We start from the raw sequence: 17,508 nt of genomic DNA, 5'->3' as shown, positions 1-17,508 counted from the left end.
ACGATTATGAGTAAAACCTTCCGAATGGAAAACCTGGTCAAGGTCTACAACAAAAGAAAGGTTGTGGATGGAGCCAGCTTTGATATCAAAAAAGGGGAAGTGGTCGGCTTGTTAGGCCCTAACGGCGCCGGTAAGACCACTTCTTTTTATATGTCAGTAGGATTTGTAAGACCCGACTCCGGCAAAGTTTACATAGATGGACAAGACGTAACCGAATCTCCGATGCATATCCGCGCGAGATCCGGAGTGGGTTATCTCGCGCAAGAAGCTTCTATCTTTCGCAAACTAACCGTAGCCGAAAACTTGGAAGCCATTCTCGAAACGATGAATCTTCCGAGAGCCGAAGTCATTCGAAGAAGGGACGAACTTCTCATCGAATTGCAGATCATGCGAGTCGCCAATCAAAAGGGTTATACTCTTTCCGGCGGGGAACGAAGACGTTGTGAAATCGCAAGGGCCCTTGTCACCAATCCGGACTTTATTCTTTTGGACGAACCCTTTGCCGGCGTGGATCCGATCGCGGTAAAGGACATTCAAACGGTGATTCAATCCTTAAAAGACAGAGGACTCGGAATTCTTATCACGGACCACAACGTAAGAGAAACGTTGAAAATCACCGATCGCGCCTATATCATGTACAGCGGAAGAATTTTGATCTCCGGTTCGACTCACGATCTCGTCAACGACCCTGAAACCAGAAGAATCTACTTGGGCGAGGATTTTACGCTGTGAACCTCAGTCATTCACTAGTTCAAAAACAGACTCAGAAACTGGTGATGACCCAGGACTTAAGACAGTCCATCGAACTTCTACCCTTATCCACACTCGAACTTTCGGATCGAATCAGCTCCGAACTTGTGGAAAATCCGATGCTCGAAGAAGAATATGCTTCCGAAAGAAATCGGACTCCCGATCTCTACAGCAGAGACGATCTCAAACGAAAGGAAAAAAATGATTTCTTAAAGAATTCGGACATCACCTGGCAGGATAACTTTTCCATCGACCGCGCCGGTTCCGGTGGAACCGATGCGAGCGATCGAAATCAGAAATACATAGAATCTTCGCCCGAAAAAAGTTCCCTTTCCGAACACCTTCTCTGGCAACTTCGACTTTCCAACTTAAAACCGGACGAAATCGCCATCGGTGAAATTCTCATTTCGATGCTCGACGATCACGGATTTATCTCAGTTCCCATCAAAGACCTTTGTGCGGAAATGAAACTGAACGAAAAAAAAGTTCGTAAAATTTTAGGACAGATTCACAGACTCGATCCGATCGGAATCGGAGCCAAGGATGTTCAAGAAACACTTCTGATCCAAGCTAAGATTTTAAAACCGGATGATACGAAACTGCATATTCTAATCGCCGAGCATATCAAAGATCTGGAAAAACTCGATTACAAAACGATCTCCAAAAAAATGGAACTTTCACTCGAAGCGGTGGAAAGTCTCGCCTTCGAAATCAAAAAATTAGAACCGTATCCGGCGACTCTCTACACCGCGAACAAACCGGATTACGTAATTCCGGATGTTGTCGTTCGCGAAGTCGACGGAGAATTCGATATCTACATCAACGACGAGTGGATTCCCCGGCTCAAGATCAATAAAGAATATAAGAATATTCTAAAAAACGCAAAAGATTCGGATAAAGAATACATCACCGCAAAGTTAGGCTCCGCAGAATGGCTGATCCGATCGGTGAATCAAAGAAGACAAACCCTATTCAAAGTCACTTCCGCCATCATAGAAATGCAGACCGAATTTTTTCGTAAGGGAATTCAATTCATCAAACCCTTAACTCTGAAGGACATCGCCGAAAGACTGGACATGCACGAATCCACCGTATCAAGAATCACTTCTAATAAATATGTACAAACCTCCCGCGGAATTTTAGAATTAAAATGGTTTTTTTCCTCAGGAGTTCGTTCTTCGGAAGGTGGAATCGAATCCTCCAAAAAGATCCACGATCTGATCCGAAATTTGATAAAAGAAGAACAACCTGAAAATCCTTTATCCGATCAGGAAATTGTGGAAGCGATTCAGAAACAGGGAATCGAAATCGCAAGACGAACCGTCGCAAAATACAGAAAAATTCTCAAAATTCTTCCTTCGAGTCAGAGAAAAAAAGTAAAGTCCTTGGAGTCCAGATAATTGTATGTCCATGCCGGGAATCAACGTTTCCAACATTCTCAACGAACACGAAGAATTGGGGCTTCGTCTTTTGGCGGGCGAAAAGGGACTTACCAATCGGATCAACATGTCCGAGATCAATCGTCCCGGTCTATCCCTCACCGGCTTTTATGAAAGTTTCGCTCACGATCGGATTCAAATTTTCGGCAAAGGGGAATGGGCCTATATCACTTCCCGATCCCCGGAAGACTTAAAACAAATCGCGGCGGATTTTTTCAGCTTTCATCTCAACTGTATCATCTTTACACACGGAAATCCTCCGCCTCCTATCTTTCAGGAAAACTGCGAAAGACTGGGAATCCCGCTTATGATTTCGGACGTATCGACTCATAAGTTCATCACTCTGATCTCCGGGATCCTGGATCGAAGTCTTGCGCCGAGAACGATGAGACACGGGGTTTTGATCGAAGTATTCGGGATCGGAATCCTTCTTTCTGGAAAGAGCGGAGTAGGAAAAAGCGAAACTGCGCTCGAACTCATCGAAAGGGGGCACCGTCTCGTCGCGGACGATATGGTCGAAATCAGAAGACTTTCCGAAAGTTATCTGATCGGAACGTGCTCGGATCTATTGCGCCACCACATGGAAATTCGTGGATTAGGAATTTTGAATATTAAAGATATCTTCGGGATCGGTTCCGTTCGAGATCATAAGTTGATTGAACTCATCATCCATCTGGAAGAATGGGCTGAAGACAAAGACTTCGACAGAACGGGTCTTGAAAATCCTACCGAAGAATTACTCGGAGTGCAGATTCCTCTGATTCGAGTTCCGGTAAGACCGGGAAGAAACATTCCTATCATCGTCGAGACCGCCGCGATGAATCAACGTTTGCGTAAATTGGGCAAAAACGCCGCGCAAGAATTCAATCAAAAATTAGGTCAATATTTACAGCAGGGTAAAATTGAAAGAAATCCTCCTCAAAATCAATGAGAACGGGACCGGGATGCACGCCAGACCGGCCTCCGTATTCGTAAACTGTGCGTCCAAATTTCCCTGTGAAATCACCGTCGTCAAAGACGATGTGGAAGTAAACGGAAAGAGTATCATGGGTCTAATGATGCTCGCGCTCGCTCCCGGAAACGAATTTAGAATCCAGGTTCGAGGCGATAAAGAAGACGAAGCCTTGGAGGCTTTGACCAATATCGTAAAGAACGATTTTGTCTAATACATTCACTTTTTCGCAATGAACGACGAAACCAGATATTATCTAAGAGATCTACTCATCTTAGGTCTGATCATTCTTCTTTCCGTCACTCTCGCGGAAGCGATTCAGTTTTCCGGAAGAAATATCCAGAGCGACGATATCGGATTCTTAGATCGACTCGTGGTTTATATCTTCTTTTTCATCCCTCTCTTTTCTCTTTCCCTTCTTATCTCTTATTTTTATAGAAACAAAAGAAATATAGAAACGGGAAGACTCAAAAGTTCGATCCGTTATCGACTGACACTTTCTTTTATCTTTGTCGCTTTACTTCCGTCGGTGCCGATTCTTTTTCTTTCCTCGAATATTACCGGAAAAATTTACGAAAGATTCTATGGAATCGATATCGAAGAAGCTCTTTCTTCGGGGGAATCTCTGATTCGAAACGAAGAAGAACCGAAAAAAAAAGTTCTCATAGAAAAAACTAGGTTACTTGAAAGTTTTTTAAGAATTTATCCTCTCAATTTGGAAAGTCTGGTCGCGGGAGCTTCAAAACTCAATCTGATCCAGAGCGACGAGTTTTATGTAGGAATCTATGAGAACGAAAAGGCTATATTGGAAAATCGCGGTTTAAAATATAAACCTTTGCAAAACGACTTTAGATCTTTTTCCAAAAATTCTCTTTGGACTGAATTTACGAGTTATCGTCCGGACTATTCCATGTATTTCCTGCGAGTACCCTTTCCGATCGGAAAACGAATTCTTCAGACCGGGATTCGAATTCACAAAGGGGAGGAAAAGATCGTCTATTCTCTCATTTCAACGCGTAGAAATTACGACCGAGCGGATTTGGCGAAGGAAAAACTTCCGTATCGAATTCGTTTAACGTTTAGCATCATCACGGTTTCGATTTTTTTACTCGCGATTTACTTTTCCCTTCTTTTCGCGAGAAGAATTTCAAGACCCATCATCGAGCTCGCAAACGCCACGCAAAAGATTTCGATGGGGGACACCGACATCAGTCTGGAAATCCGCGAGACCGGAGAAATCGGAGCCTTGATCGATTCTTTTAATCAGATGGTTCAGGACCTAAAATCCAAAAACGCCGAACTCATGCAAAGTCAAAGAATCGCGGCTTGGAAAGAGGTCGCGCAGAGAATGGCCCACGAAATCAAAAACCCTCTTACACCGATTCAACTTTCCGCGGAAAGAATTCGAAGAAAGATGAAATCCGAAAACTGGGAAGAGTTCCACGAAGTTGTGGAAAACGGAACAAAAACGATCATCAAACAAGTTCGAGTTTTAGAACATCTTGTAAACGAGTTCTCCGACTTCGCGCGTATGCCCGCTCCCAAACTCATCAACCAAAATTTGGAACCGATCATCTTGGAAGCAGTCAAACTTTTCGAACATACGCCGATGATCAAAATCGAAACAAGAATCGCAAAATCATTCCCTCAACTTTTTTTGGACCAAAAAATCATCCTTCGGGTTTTGACAAACCTGATTAAAAATTCCATAGAAGCGATCGAAAGAAAAAGGGAAAAAGAAAAACTTCCTGAGTATAGGGGTTCCATTCTGATTTCAGTTTCGATAAGCAGAAAGATTATGCGAAGAGTGGCGATCATCGCGATCGAAGACAATGGAATCGGAATCTCCCCCGAGCTGAAACAAAAAGTTTTCGAACCTTATTATTCCACAAAAAACAACAACACTTCGGGGATCGGTCTTGCGATCGTTCAGAAAAGTGTGATTGACCACAACGGGCATATCTCGATAGATTCTTCCAGTATGGGCGGTTGTCGTTTCCAGATCGAACTTCCGGTTTCCTAAAAACACAATGAAAATATTTATCGCCGACGACGAACCCGAAATCAGAAAATCCCTTAAGGAAATTTTGGAAGACGAGGGTTTTGAAGTCGAAACCTTTTCGACCGGAAAGACGCTTCTCAAACAACTCAAAGTCGACAGACCTTCTCTCATTCTTCTCGACGTCTGGCTCGGCAAAGAAGACGGAATCGTCGTTTTGGACGAATGTAAAAAACTCTATCCAACGCTTCCCATCTTGATGATTTCCGGACACGGAACCATCGAGATCGCGGTCGCTGCCACAAAAAAAGGGGCGGTCGATTTTTTGGAAAAACCTCTTTCCATCGAAAAGGTTCTCCAAGCGATCGAAAACGTAATCCAGCCGGATGAAAAAAATCAAAACGCCGGAATTAAATTAGAATATGATGAAATTCTGGGAAACTCTCCCGCGATCCAAAAGGTAAAGTTCGCGATCGCGCAAGCCGCCTCTACCAACGCAAGGGTGTTTATTTATGGGGAGAATGGAACCGGTAAAGAACTCGTCGCCAAAACTATATTCAAAAATTCTAAACGAAAAGATCTTCCGTTTGTGGAGATGAACTGCGCCGCCATTCCGGAAGAATTGATCGAATCGGAACTTTTCGGTTTTACGAAGGGCGCTTTTACGGGAGCTACCGATTCCAGGATCGGGAAATTCGAGGCGGCTAACGGTGGAACTTTATTCTTAGATGAAATCTGCGACATGTCTCTTTCCACACAGGCCAAAGTATTGAGAATTCTTCAAGAACAACGTTTTGAAAAATTGGGAAGCACCGAAACGATCACGGTCGACGTTCGAATCATCGCCGCGACAAACATCCCGGTGGAAGAGGCGATTCGAGACGGAAAGTTTAGGGAAGACCTTTACTATCGTCTGAACGTAATTCCAATCACGATTCCTCCTCTGAGAGAAAGAACTTCGGATATCCCCTTGCTCGTGGATTATTATATAGCAAAAACCTTGGAAGAAAACAACCTTCCTCCGAAAAAAATCGAATCGGAAGCGGTCTCCATTCTTCAAAACCATTTTTGGCCCGGAAACATAAGAGAACTCAAAAACATCATGGAACGTCTTTGTATCATGACGGTCGGATCCACGATCACCGCAAACGACGCAAGAGACGCACTCAAAGGTTTCAAAACGGCCAATGAAATGGTGGAACTCGGTGATTTTAGAAAGGCAAAAGAAGAATTCGAAAGACAGTATATTATAAAAACATTACAGACCAACGAAGGCAACGTGACAAGAACCTCCAGAGTTCTCGGAATCGAACGGTCCCATTTATACAGAAAGATGAAGTCGCTTAACATTTCTTCGGATCAATACACCGATGGATAAACAGATTCTCACAAGTTTGGGAAGAATTTTAGGGGATCTTCGTTTTTTGATCCAAAAAAAACAGGTTCCGATTCTTCAATTTGCGGGTGAAAAACCTCCGGAAACAACCGAACTCGTCTGGAAAGAGGATTGGAATCCTGGGGAAGAACAAAAGGATCTTCAACTCGAGGCGGAAGGAATCCAAGTACGACGACCGGCTCGGGCTGCGGAAAGAAATTTCACGTGCAAGCTTTGTACGGATCGGATCAGTGCGGTTCGTAATTTTCTCGTAAAGGGAAGAAAACCGGTATTAGTACTTCATTATACGGGGGAGATCGCTCCGGGAAGACCTTCTTTTTCTAAAACTTCCCCCGATCAGGTTTTTAGAACCAAGGAAGCGGAAGAACTGTTTGGAAGAATGATCCTAAAACAATTCGGTTTTAGTCATCAGGAATTCTACTATCAAGAATATCCCGCTTGTATTTTTGCTCATTCCAAATCGAACGCGGAAGATTGGAAACTCAGAACCGAAAAGTGCGAGACCCAAGTAAAAGAAACGATCGAATCCGAAAAAATCAAAGGAATCATTCTTTTGGGAACGAGCGCAATCGCCGTATATGGAAAGGAAAAGGCTCTAGAGATGATGGGAAGAACGTTAGACTTCCTTCCCGGAATCCCGATGGTAGTATTACGTTCTCCGGAAGCGATCTCCGCAATCGAAACCAAACGCAAAAATTTTTCCGGTTCAAAAGAATCCTTCGAATTTGAGACGATCAAAAAAGAAGAGATTTCGATCAAAGAAAGTATTCTTTCCCAACTCGCTCTCTTTCAAACCAAACTCAAGGACGTGCTTTGATCTATTACGCGGAGATTGCGTTCGATCTTCCGATCGAGGAAGATACGTTTACATACGAGGTTCCGCCAGGAACAAAAGTCGGAATCCGCGTACACGCAAAACTTCGCAATCGGGAAGAAGAAGGGATCATCGTTTCCGTTCACCAAAACGAACCGAACTACAAGGTGTTGCGGATAGAAAAAATCATCGATAAAACTCCGATTCTCCTTCAAGAACAGATCGACTTGGCTTATTGGATGAAGGATCAATACATCGCTTCCTTGGGAGAATGTATCTACAAGATGATTCCAGCCGGAAGAAGACAGGTCAAACTCGAAGCCTTTCCCTCGGACGCGGAAGGTAAACCCGTTAAACTCAACCAAGAACAGGAAGTCGCTTATCAAAATATAGTTTCGACTTTCGGTCAAACCGCGGTTCATCTTTTGTTCGGAATCACCGGTTCGGGAAAAACGGAAGTTTATATCCATCTCATCCAAAAAATTTTGGAAAGTTCGGATCGATCCGTCATTCTTCTTGTTCCCGAAATCAGTTTGACCTTTCATATCATACGAAAATTAGAACTCATTTTTCCAGGACAACTCGCCGTTCTTCATTCGGCCCTCAAGGTTTCCGAAAAATTCAAGGCCTACAACGAACTCCTCACGGGCAAAAAAAGAATCGCGGTTGGAACAAGAAGCGCGGTCTTTGCTCCGGTTTCCAACGTGGGACTCATCATTATAGACGAGGATCACGATTCTTCCTTTAAGGAACATTCGAGCCCGAGATATCACGCAAGACAAGTCGCGATGCAGAGATGCAAGACAAATAACGCGCTACTCGTTATGGGAACCGCAACTCCTTCCTTGGAGATCTATCATTTAGCAAAGGAAGGAAAGATTCATCTTCACACGCTCACCAAACGGCCCGAAGGTGTGATGCCTCCGACGGTTCGTATCTTGGAAAATCAAAAAGAATCCAACGTCCTAAGTTCCGAACTTTCCTTTGCGATCAAACAACGTTTGGATAAAAAAGAACAGGTGATTCTTCTTTTGAATCGAAGAGGTTACAGTCCTCTGATCTATTCTCCGGCGACTTCGTCCTACGTGCCTTGTCCGAATTGTACGACCAATCTTTGTTATCACAAAAAGGGAACTGCGATCTGCCATCTCTGCGGTCATACGGAAACGTTAGATTCTCTTGAAAAACGAATGGGCGAAACCCTGACGCTTAAGGGAACGGGAACCCAAAAGTTGGAAGAAAATCTTCTCGAAGCATTTCCGCAGACCCGGGTGGAGCGGCTCGACCAGGATTCGATCCAGGATCGAAGTTTGTTAAACGAAGTCATCTCCCGCCTTCTCGGAGGGAAGATCGACATCCTCACCGGAACTCAGATGATCGCAAAAGGCCTTGACGCATCCCGGGTAACGTTAGTCGGCGTTTTAAACGCCGGAATCGGACTCGGTCTTCCTGACTTTCGAGCCAACGAAAGGGTTTTTTCCCTTTTGACCCAGGTCGCGGGAAGAGCAGGGCGTTCGACTCTCAAAGGCGAGGTTCTCATCGAAACCAATGCGCCCGATCACCCGGTCATCCTGATGGCGATGACCCAAGACTATATTCAATTTTATGAATCTGAAATTCCCGTTCGAAAAGAGCTTTTCTACCCGCCGTTCTCTCGATTGATCCGAATCGTTTCGAGATCCAAAGACGAGGCCGTTTCCTTGGAAACGATCGAACTCGTTTTCAACGCTCTTAAAAAATTCTTTCCATCCAAGGATACGGTCTTGCTCGGTCCAGCGCCTTGTCCTTTTTATAGAATCGATTCCAACTTTCGAAATCATATCATTCTCAAAACGTCTTCGATCCAGTATTGGAGAGAGATCATCAAAAAAGAAGTTCGTCCTTTGAAACTTTCGAAAAAAGTATATCTTGAAATCGACTTTGATCCCTTGGATTTGGTATAAGTATGAAAATCGGATACTTTGGAACCCCGGAACATTCCGCAGAACTTTTACAAGCGTTGCTCGATTCTAAGATCGTCGAAGTTCTTTTTGTCGTCACCAATCCGGATCGACCCAAGGGAAGAAGTAGAACCCCAGAACCCGGTCCTGTCAAAAAGATCGCGCTCGCACACGGACTTCCGGTGTTCCAATACGAGTCCGTCAAAAAAGAAAAAGAACAGGCTCTCGCAGACTTCGGCTCCTTTCCCGCCGATCTCTATATCATCTTTGCTTACGGTTCGATTCTTCCTTCCGAAGTTTTTAGACATCCTCCTCTCACATCGATCAACTTACACGGCTCCCTTCTTCCGGATCTAAGAGGAGCTTCTCCTGTGCAGACCGCACTCTGGAAGGGTTATACAAAATCGGGTATTACCATTCAATACATCACCGAAAAGATGGACGAAGGAGATATCGTCGCGTATCAAGAAGTGGACATTACTTCCGAAGACAATACCGGAACCCTGATGGATAAGATCACCCAAGCGGGAATTACGACCATTCTTAACTTACTTCGAGAATTTAACGGCAAGCCTTTCTCCGCAACTCCGCAAGATTCTTCCCAAGCAACCTATTGCGGAAAGATCAAAGCGGAAGATAGAATTCTGGATTGGTCTTTGAACGCAAACGATCTTCACAATCGAATCCGCGCGCTCTTTCCGGACGCGGTCGCAACGACTCAGTTTCGAGAAAAACGTCTCAACATTCTTAGATCCAAACCCAGCGAACTTCCGGCGGAACTTCCTCCTGCGCCCGGCAAATTGAAACGATTGGACAAAAAAGGCCTTCTTACACAGTGTGGTGATGGTAGATTTTTGGAAATTCTGGAATTACAACCGGAAAACAAGAACAGGATGTCCTCATCCGATTTTCTCAACGGTTTCAGAATCCAAGAAGGGGAAACATTCGGGTGAATCAGGAACAAATCAAAGAGAAATACCTTCCGATCGGGGGTTATATCTTATTCTTAGCGGCGGGTCTTTTGTTATTTTTCAGCGCCGCATTCTTAGTCGTATTCGTTAGGACCAAAAGTACAGCAAAGGTCATCGTTCCCGATCTGGTCGGAAAGTCATATCCCGAAGTTCACAACGAACTCAATCGTCTTCAGTTGAAGGTGCGTCTGGAAAACAAACGTTATCCTGACAAAACCGACGGAATCATTCTTTACCAATCCATACGGCCTGGAAGAGAAATCGAAGCCGGAAGTAAGATCGTCCTCGCGGTCAACACGGGTGTGGATCGACTTCTGGTTCCCGACGTTCGCGGACAGTCCATCGATTCTGCAAGGGCCAATCTTCAGAAGGTTCTCGCGGGAGAAACTTACGTAGAATTACAAATCGGCGGAATCACTTATATCGAACCTCAAGCCGACCAACTTCCGAACACGGTCATCGATCAAATCCCGGAACCGGGGAAGAATATGACTTCCCGGGAAAAAGTATTCTTACTCGTGACCAAGGCTCCTTCTAAGACAAAAGAAGAATTTGCTCCTGTCTCGTTTCAAGGTGCATCCTTTCCGCTCGTTCAAAAAAGCCTCACTCGTTCCGGAATCAAGAGTAGGGTGGAAGAAATCGTAAACACAAGAGTTCGCACCGAAAACGGACTCATTCAATCGGCGAGAATGGAAGGGGATGAAATCCGTTTCAAAGTATTCTACTTCGAACCCGAACTTGCGGTGGAAAGCGGATACGAACTTTTTTCCTACGAAGTCGGAGACAACGGAGAATACAAGGCCGTCGTCAAACCGGAGAATCAAGACGTTGCCGAGGTTCTGACGCTTCCGGTTAACCTCAAAGATGGAGAAAAATTTCAGACCGTGTTCTATAGAAAGGGAAGTGTAAAGTTAACTCTTCTGGACGCAACCGATTCCAAAGTAAAATCCAAATCCTACGAGAGTGAACTTTGAAAATTTCCGCATCGATTTTAGCGACAAAACTTACGGAACTTGGTAAGACGGTTCCCGATTACGATCCTTCCGCGATCGATCTGATGCACATGGACGTGATGGACGGAAACTTCGTTCCTCAGATCAGCTTTGGAGAAGCTCTGAGTAAGGAAGTAAAGGCCCTGACTTCCATTCCTCTCGATGTTCATTTGATGGTTTCCAAACCGGAAAACCACGTTTCCAAATATTACGAACTGAGTCCCTATTGTATCACCTTTCATATCGAGACCACGGATTTTCCGGTGCGCTTGGCCCAGGAAATCAAGTCCCACGGAACCAAGGTCGGAGTTTCTCTCAATCCGGGAACGACCGTTTCTTCTTTAGAGAACGTTCTTCCTTATATCGATTTGATTCTTCTCATGACCGTTGAACCCGGATTTTACGGACAAAAGTTTATCGTAAACGGAATGGAAAAAATCCGCAGAGCAAAGGAACTCATCGGTTCCAGACCGATCGAACTCGAAGTGGACGGCGGGGTAAACGACACCAATATCCAAGAGTTAAAGAAGAATGGGGTAGATATCGTGGTAGTCGGTGCAGGACTTTATAAGACCGGAAATCCAGTAGAGAACGCAAAACATCTCAAAACCCTGGCAAAATCCTGAGCGTGCATTTTTGTAGGATCATTTCTTGACAGGGGGACATATTGTCCAATATTGGTAAAAATCATGCATTCTTTTTCCTTACATCTTTGTAGGGAAAAAATGATAAAAGGAAAACGATCCCTTGGTAAAGCTTAGATTACAAAGAACTGGAACCAAACACGACCCTCATTATAGAATTGTTGCCGCCGATAGCAGAGCGCCTAGAGACGGTAAGTTCGTAGATATCGTTGGTCACTATCATCCAGCACAAATCAAAGAACAGACTACCTTCCATAAGGAAAAAATTCTTACTTGGCTGAAAAACGGAGCTCAACCGACCGGAACCGTTTTGAACCTGTTTAAAAACGCAGGCATTTGGGCTGAATACAAAACAACGCTGAAGAAGTAATGGAAGAATTGCTGAAGTACATCGTTGCTTCTCTCGTTGAATTTCCCGAAGAAATCGTAATTCGGGAAATCGAAGGAGAAGAGCAAAACATCATCGAACTTCGCGTTTCCCCAAAAGACGTGGGGAAGGTAATCGGTAAGAATGGTCGTATTGCAAAATCCCTGCGCGCGATTCTTACTGCGGCTTCCGTAAAAGCAGGAAAAAACTTCTCGCTCGAAATCATTGACTGAAGGCTGGATTTCACTCGGCCAACTCGGAAAACCCTTTGGAATCAAAGGGTTTCTTCGTTTTAACGTGAGAGAAAGTGTTCTCACAGAATTCAAACTTCCCATTCAACTAAAGCTCAGAAAACCGGATCCTCACTTTCCGGAAAAAGATTTAACACTTCTCGAACTACAACCGCATACGGGCAAATTTATCGTTCGAATCGAAGGAATCAATTCTCCGGAAGAAGCGGAAAGACTAACGGGTGGAATTCTTTTTTTGCCGGCTCACTTGCTTCCGAAAATCAAAACCAAGGATGAATTTTATATCTCCGATTTGATCGGACTCGAGGCGATTGACGAATCCGGAAAAAAATTGAATTGGACCTTGCGGGAAGTTTTAGACAACCCCGCGCACCACATTCTTGCGTTTGCCCAAAACGAAGGACCGGAAATTCTCATTCCCTTTATCCAAATCTACGTCGGAGATGTTGACTTAGAAAAAAAAACCATTGCTCTGATTCAACCGGAGGTTTGGAATGAAGTTTAATTTCATTACGCTCTTTCCGGATAAAATTCGATCTTATTTTTCAGAAGGCCTCCAGCAAAAGGCGATCGAGTCTGGAGTTTTTTCAGTCAACCTGGTTCGTCTGCGCGACTTCGCCGGAAACAAACACAACCGTGTCGATGATACGATCTATGGCGGTGGTCCGGGAATGCTTCTCCGAGTCGAACCGATTCACAAGGCGCTGGAATCTCTCGGAGAAGACAAAGGCACCGTCATTCTTACTTCTCCCTCCGGAATTCCGTTTCATCAAGGCATTGCAACGAAGTTAAAAGAAGCCGGAAAACCTCTTACGTTTATTTCCGGTTACTACGAAGGGGTGGATCATCGTGTAGCGGAACATCTAGTTGACATGGAAATGTCCCTTGGAAATTATGTATTATCTGCCGGGGATTTGGCCAGCATTTGTATAGCGGATGCGGTGTCCAGACTTCTGCCGGGTTTTTTAGGAGCAGGGGAAAGCCTGCTGGATGAGTCTCATAACCATCCCGATATTTTAGAATATCCGCAATTTACAAAACCCTCGGAATACAATGGATGGAAAGTTCCTGACGTCCTGCTCAGCGGCAACCACGCTTCCATTTTAGCGTGGAGGGAACAAAATAGAAAGAAGATCGACCCCGATCAAGAGAGGAAATTATGAATCAACTTTTAAGAGAAGTATTAACTCCGGACGCAGAAAGAAAACAAAACTTTGCGGTAGGCGATACTGTTAAAGTACATTATAAAATCGTCGAGTCCGGAAAAGAAAGAGTTCAGGTTTACGAAGGTGTCGTAATTTCCATCGCGAACGAAGCAAACGGAAAAACTTTCACCGTTCGTAGAGTATCTTACGATATCGGAGTGGAAAGAATTTTCCCTCTTTTCTCGCCAAGAATCGCAAAGATCGAATTGATCCGTAAAGGAAAAGTAAGAAGAGCGAAACTCTATTATCTCAGAAATCTTGCCGGAAAAGCGGCTCGTATCAAAGAACTCAAGGGTGGTAAAACTCTCGTGAGCGAAGATAGAAAGAGACAAATTCAAGAAGATTCGGCTGCTGCGGCAAAAACTGCGGCTCCGGCGGCAGAATAATCCGGTTTGCCGGAAACAAAAACCAAATTTGAACCGGAGGAACTCCGGTTCTACTCAGAGTCCATTCCCTGCGGAATCGACGAAGCTGGAAGAGGTCCTTATGCGGGGCCTCTTTCTGTTGCACTTGTCTCTTTTTCCAAAAATACACTGGAACAAATTCTGGAAGGAAAAATCCTCCGAGGTTTGACCGATTCCAAAAAACTTTCAGAGAGAAAACGGGAAGCTCTTTATCCTGAAATTCTTAAAAACGCGCAGATCTCTTATAGAACATTCTTAAGTCCTCACTACATCGATCGGGAAGGAATCAATCGTGCCGTTTTAGAGGGAATTCGAAAATGCGCCAAGTTGGCGATTCGAGTTTCCAATTCCACACTTCCGCTCCAACTTTTGATCGATGGGAATTATAACTTCAATCGATATCCCGAGTGGAGTTTTCTTAAAAGCAGATCCGTTTTTTATACAAAAGGGGATCTAAGAATCGTCAGCATTGCCGCCGCATCCATTCTCGCAAAGGTCAGTCGGGATCGATATATGATCTCGATTTCCAAAGAATATCCGAGTTATCAATTCGAACAACACAAAGGATATGGAACAAAACTTCATGAGGAACTGATTGTTCGTCACGGGCTTTCCGATATTCATAGAAGAAGTTTTACCGGAAAATTCCTATAATTTCGGATCGTAATTCGGAAATTAATTTTCCGAAGCTATTCGGAAAGAAGGTCCGAAACTTATAAGACCCGTATCATGATTCAATTCTTTCGTATTCAAGGGCAGGACGGATTCTCATGAAACTTTCTGCGAATTTTCCGGCGGGGAATCTGCGCCTTCTTTTTGGCAAGGATGCCGAACTCGATCAATCAGGATTCCAGAACCTCTCCTTCGATAAAAGGGTCAAAGGGATAGTTCAGGAAATTTTTCCGGGAGGGGCTTGGATTTTTTTAGCGGGAAAACGAATCAAGACGAGTTCCGATACGACCCCTTTGTTCGTGGGGGAAATTCTTACGTTAGCCGCTAAGTCGGGCAAAAAGGGAGTCGAGCTAAAAATTGTCGAACGAGAATTGTCAGGAACCGAAAGTCCGCTCTCAAAGCTCCAAGGAATCGGAATGAGCATACGAGATTTGTCTGAAAAAATGATAGGACAGAATCCGTCGGATCATTCAGTGGAAACTTCGCTTCTACGAGTTTTGAAATCATACTATCCATTTATGGAATGGAGTCCGGAATTGCCTCATTTTCGTTGGGAGCTTCCGGAAGGAAATGCCGAAGGAACGTTTGACGGAAAACAGGAACAGAAAAAATTTCTGTTTTGCATTCAAACTGAAAAAACCGGGAAGACCCTTGTGTTATTCTTATGGAAAGAAATCTCAGCGGAGGATCTTCAAATCAACGCTACTTTTGATAATTTTAAAATGTACTTGCATGCTTGTAAAAACAAAGAAAAATTTAAGCGAATCTTGAATGAGTCTTCTGTGAGTTTCCAAGGGTATAATCTACTTTATAAACCTTCTCTTACTCAGAAGGAATGGAATGCGTAAATGATCAGTGTGGCACTTAAATTCATACCCCAAAAGGACGACGCTCCCGTAATCACCGCGTCTGCTTCCGGTTTATTGGGTGATATCATTCAAAAGATCGCCAAAAGAAACCTGGTTCCTATCGTGGAAAACCCGATTCTTGCCGAAACTCTTTCCCAAATGCCCGTCGGTCAGGAAATTCCGGAAAATTTGTATAGAGCGGTGGGTGCAATTTTTTCTATGATCCTGGAGTTGGATCCAGTTTCGGGAAAGAGGAAGGTTTAAAATGAAAAAGTTTGCCGTCTCCGAACTCAAACCGGGAATGAGGTTTTCAAAACCCGTCTATTTAGATAAGGAGAACCTTTTTATCACTTCCAATACCCCGGTTACCGATAGCGACCTGGATCGATTGAATAAATTTGGAATCCAAGAGGTGATGACAGCAGGAGAACTGCTTCTGATCGGAAATTCCGCAGCAAATAGCGTCGACTCCGATCAACTGGAAACGAGTTTCGACGATATCATCGTAAATACGATCGTAGACGACGATCTTCAGCCTCTCAAGGCGATCTATGATAACCTCAACCGAATCAAAGTGACGTTTAGCAACCTTTACCGAGAAACTACACAAATTCTTCAGGACGTTTTCAAAAAAACCTTAGAAGAAAAACCCCTGGAAGTGACCCCCGTAAGAGAAATCGCGGAAAAGCTCACGGACTTTGTTCGCGCCAATCAAAATATTTCTTACCTGATTCTTTCGAACAATCCAAGCGGATATTATCTCTACAATCAAATCGCAAACGCGACCTTCTACTCTTTGATTATGGGAAAGTTGTTGGAATATTCCAGACCAAAAATGATCGATCTGGGAATATCCTGTTTGCTCGCGGATATCGGCATGTGCAAGGTTCCCGCGACGGTTTCCGAAAAGAACGAACAACTTACGGACGAAGAATTTAAGACGATCATGAAACATACAATTTTGGGTTATCAGATTCTTTCCCAAAGAATGAAACTCAAAAACAATCTAGCGATCGTCGCCCTCCAACACCACGAACGATACGACGGAAACGGTTATCCTCAAAAATTGGCCTCGACTGCGATCGAGGAGCAAGCAAGAATCTACGCGATCGCGGATAACTTCTCAGCGCTCGTTACGAACAGACCTCATCGGAAAAAGATCCTTCCTCACGAAGCGATCAAATCGATGATCAGTATGGACGTTGGAAAATTCGATCTGAAGCTGGTTCGTTCTCTTTTAAACCATCTCTCCCTTTATCCGGTCGGCTCCTGTGTGGAACTTTCGGACAAAAGAATCGGGGTGGTCTTGGGACCCAATCCGGACAAACCGATTCGACCTTGCATTCGCATTATAAAAGATGAATATGGTGAGATGGTCCGAAATCTCATTTTAGTCGATCTTTTGAGGGATACGAATCTTTTTATTTCCCGTCCCGTCGACCTACAGGAAATCACCGGCTGATTTTTTTCTTTGCGAGACTTACGAAAACAGAAAGGAGCAGAGGGTGAGACTCTCGCCTGCGATTTTTTGATTTCTATAGGTCACAAAATCCTCAAACGAAATTTCCGATTTTCCCGCTGCGAAATCGACATAATCTCCTCCAATGGAGATTCGCTCCACTTTATCGAGGTTAAGTATTGGAGAGAATTTAAGATATTCGATCCTCGACTTTCTCTCAATCAAAGAAAACAACATAGGATGAGAATGGCGGCGGAAGGTTTTTTATCTCAAGATCTTACCTTTCAAAATCATTTTGTCTCATTCGATCTTGTCTTTATAAACTCAAAAAAGGGATGTGAATATTATCCTCAGCTCTTTTGAAATAGTGCATTAAGGTACTTCCAACAAGCACCGAATTCTTAA

General features: G+C 44.0%; 21 protein-coding genes. All 21 read left to right on the top strand.

Annotated features, from left to right (window positions below; translation table 11 throughout):
* The first annotated feature begins 6 nt into the window (after nt 1-6).
* Nucleotides 7-732, top strand: coding sequence for an LPS export ABC transporter ATP-binding protein (lptB, locus tag JWG44_RS01420; RefSeq protein WP_205273186.1), 726 nt, complete (start codon nt 7-9; stop codon nt 730-732).
* Nucleotides 729-2,150, top strand: coding sequence for an RNA polymerase factor sigma-54 (gene rpoN / locus JWG44_RS01415; RefSeq protein WP_205273185.1), 1,422 nt, complete (start codon nt 729-731; stop codon nt 2,148-2,150). The genes lptB and rpoN overlap by 4 nt, the downstream gene beginning before the upstream one ends.
* Before the next feature lie 4 nt (nt 2,151-2,154).
* Nucleotides 2,155-3,120, top strand: coding sequence for an HPr(Ser) kinase/phosphatase (gene hprK, locus JWG44_RS01410; protein WP_205273184.1), 966 nt, complete (start codon nt 2,155-2,157; stop codon nt 3,118-3,120).
* Nucleotides 3,092-3,355, top strand: coding sequence for an HPr family phosphocarrier protein (locus JWG44_RS01405; RefSeq protein WP_205273183.1), 264 nt, complete (start codon nt 3,092-3,094; stop codon nt 3,353-3,355). The genes hprK and JWG44_RS01405 overlap by 29 nt, the downstream gene beginning before the upstream one ends.
* An 18-nt stretch (nt 3,356-3,373) precedes the next feature.
* Entirely contained in the window at nt 3,374-5,164 is a 1,791-nt protein-coding gene (locus JWG44_RS01400) for an LIC_11548 family sensor histidine kinase (RefSeq protein WP_205273182.1), read from the top strand.
* 7 nt (nt 5,165-5,171) lie between these two features.
* On the top strand, nt 5,172-6,518 hold the full coding sequence (locus tag JWG44_RS01395; RefSeq protein ID WP_205273181.1) for a sigma-54-dependent transcriptional regulator: 1,347 nt from the start codon (nt 5,172-5,174) through the stop codon (nt 6,516-6,518).
* Entirely contained in the window at nt 6,511-7,353 is an 843-nt protein-coding gene (locus JWG44_RS01390) for a hypothetical protein (RefSeq protein ID WP_205273180.1), read from the top strand. Before JWG44_RS01395 ends, JWG44_RS01390 begins: the two co-directional genes overlap by 8 nt.
* On the top strand, nt 7,350-9,293 hold the full coding sequence (priA, locus tag JWG44_RS01385) for a replication restart helicase PriA (RefSeq protein WP_205273179.1): 1,944 nt from the start codon (nt 7,350-7,352) through the stop codon (nt 9,291-9,293). The genes JWG44_RS01390 and priA overlap by 4 nt, the downstream gene beginning before the upstream one ends.
* Nucleotides 9,294-9,295: 2 nt before the next feature.
* A complete protein-coding gene (gene fmt / locus JWG44_RS01380; protein ID WP_205273178.1) occupies nt 9,296-10,243 on the top strand; it encodes a methionyl-tRNA formyltransferase in 948 nt (315 codons plus the stop codon).
* A complete protein-coding gene (locus tag JWG44_RS01375; RefSeq protein ID WP_205273177.1) occupies nt 10,240-11,235 on the top strand; it encodes a PASTA domain-containing protein in 996 nt (331 codons plus the stop codon). The genes fmt and JWG44_RS01375 overlap by 4 nt, the downstream gene beginning before the upstream one ends.
* A complete protein-coding gene (gene rpe / locus JWG44_RS01370; RefSeq protein ID WP_205273176.1) occupies nt 11,232-11,879 on the top strand; it encodes a ribulose-phosphate 3-epimerase in 648 nt (215 codons plus the stop codon). Before JWG44_RS01375 ends, rpe begins: the two co-directional genes overlap by 4 nt.
* Before the next feature lie 121 nt (nt 11,880-12,000).
* Nucleotides 12,001-12,267: a 30S ribosomal protein S16 gene (gene rpsP / locus JWG44_RS01365; protein ID WP_100787298.1), complete on the top strand. Its 267-nt coding sequence runs from the start codon at nt 12,001-12,003 to the stop codon at nt 12,265-12,267.
* The gene (locus JWG44_RS01360; protein WP_000391865.1) at nt 12,267-12,497 is read left to right on the top strand and encodes a KH domain-containing protein; all 231 of its coding nucleotides are present in this window, start codon (nt 12,267-12,269) and stop codon (nt 12,495-12,497) included. Before rpsP ends, JWG44_RS01360 begins: the two co-directional genes overlap by 1 nt.
* Nucleotides 12,490-13,020: a ribosome maturation factor RimM gene (gene rimM / locus JWG44_RS01355; protein ID WP_205273175.1), complete on the top strand. Its 531-nt coding sequence runs from the start codon at nt 12,490-12,492 to the stop codon at nt 13,018-13,020. The genes JWG44_RS01360 and rimM overlap by 8 nt, the downstream gene beginning before the upstream one ends.
* Nucleotides 13,010-13,678, top strand: coding sequence for a tRNA (guanosine(37)-N1)-methyltransferase TrmD (gene trmD, locus JWG44_RS01350; protein WP_205273174.1), 669 nt, complete (start codon nt 13,010-13,012; stop codon nt 13,676-13,678). Before rimM ends, trmD begins: the two co-directional genes overlap by 11 nt.
* Nucleotides 13,675-14,106, top strand: coding sequence for a 50S ribosomal protein L19 (rplS, locus tag JWG44_RS01345; protein WP_205273173.1), 432 nt, complete (start codon nt 13,675-13,677; stop codon nt 14,104-14,106). The genes trmD and rplS overlap by 4 nt, the downstream gene beginning before the upstream one ends.
* 6 nt (nt 14,107-14,112) lie before the next feature.
* Nucleotides 14,113-14,778, top strand: coding sequence for a ribonuclease HII (locus tag JWG44_RS01340; RefSeq protein WP_205273172.1), 666 nt, complete (start codon nt 14,113-14,115; stop codon nt 14,776-14,778).
* Nucleotides 14,779-14,894: 116 nt separating this feature from the next.
* Nucleotides 14,895-15,644 (top strand): hypothetical protein, encoded by a 750-nt coding sequence (locus tag JWG44_RS01335; protein ID WP_205273171.1) that lies wholly within the window; start codon nt 14,895-14,897, stop codon nt 15,642-15,644.
* Nucleotides 15,645-15,908, top strand: a complete 264-nt coding sequence (locus JWG44_RS01330; RefSeq protein WP_205273170.1) for an EscU/YscU/HrcU family type III secretion system export apparatus switch protein — start codon at nt 15,645-15,647, stop codon at nt 15,906-15,908.
* 1 nt (nt 15,909) lies between these two features.
* Entirely contained in the window at nt 15,910-17,106 is a 1,197-nt protein-coding gene (locus JWG44_RS01325) for an HD-GYP domain-containing protein (protein ID WP_205273169.1), read from the top strand.
* 9 nt (nt 17,107-17,115) lie between these two features.
* A complete protein-coding gene (locus JWG44_RS01320; protein WP_205273168.1) occupies nt 17,116-17,466 on the top strand; it encodes a YraN family protein in 351 nt (116 codons plus the stop codon).
* The last annotated feature ends 42 nt before the right edge of the window (nt 17,467-17,508 follow it).

The organism is Leptospira ainazelensis (assembly GCF_016918785.1).
Taxonomy (GTDB): domain Bacteria; phylum Spirochaetota; class Leptospiria; order Leptospirales; family Leptospiraceae; genus Leptospira; species Leptospira ainazelensis.
The sequence above is the reverse complement of the archived record's forward strand: the minus strand, read 5'-3'. Positions and strand labels throughout refer to the sequence as shown.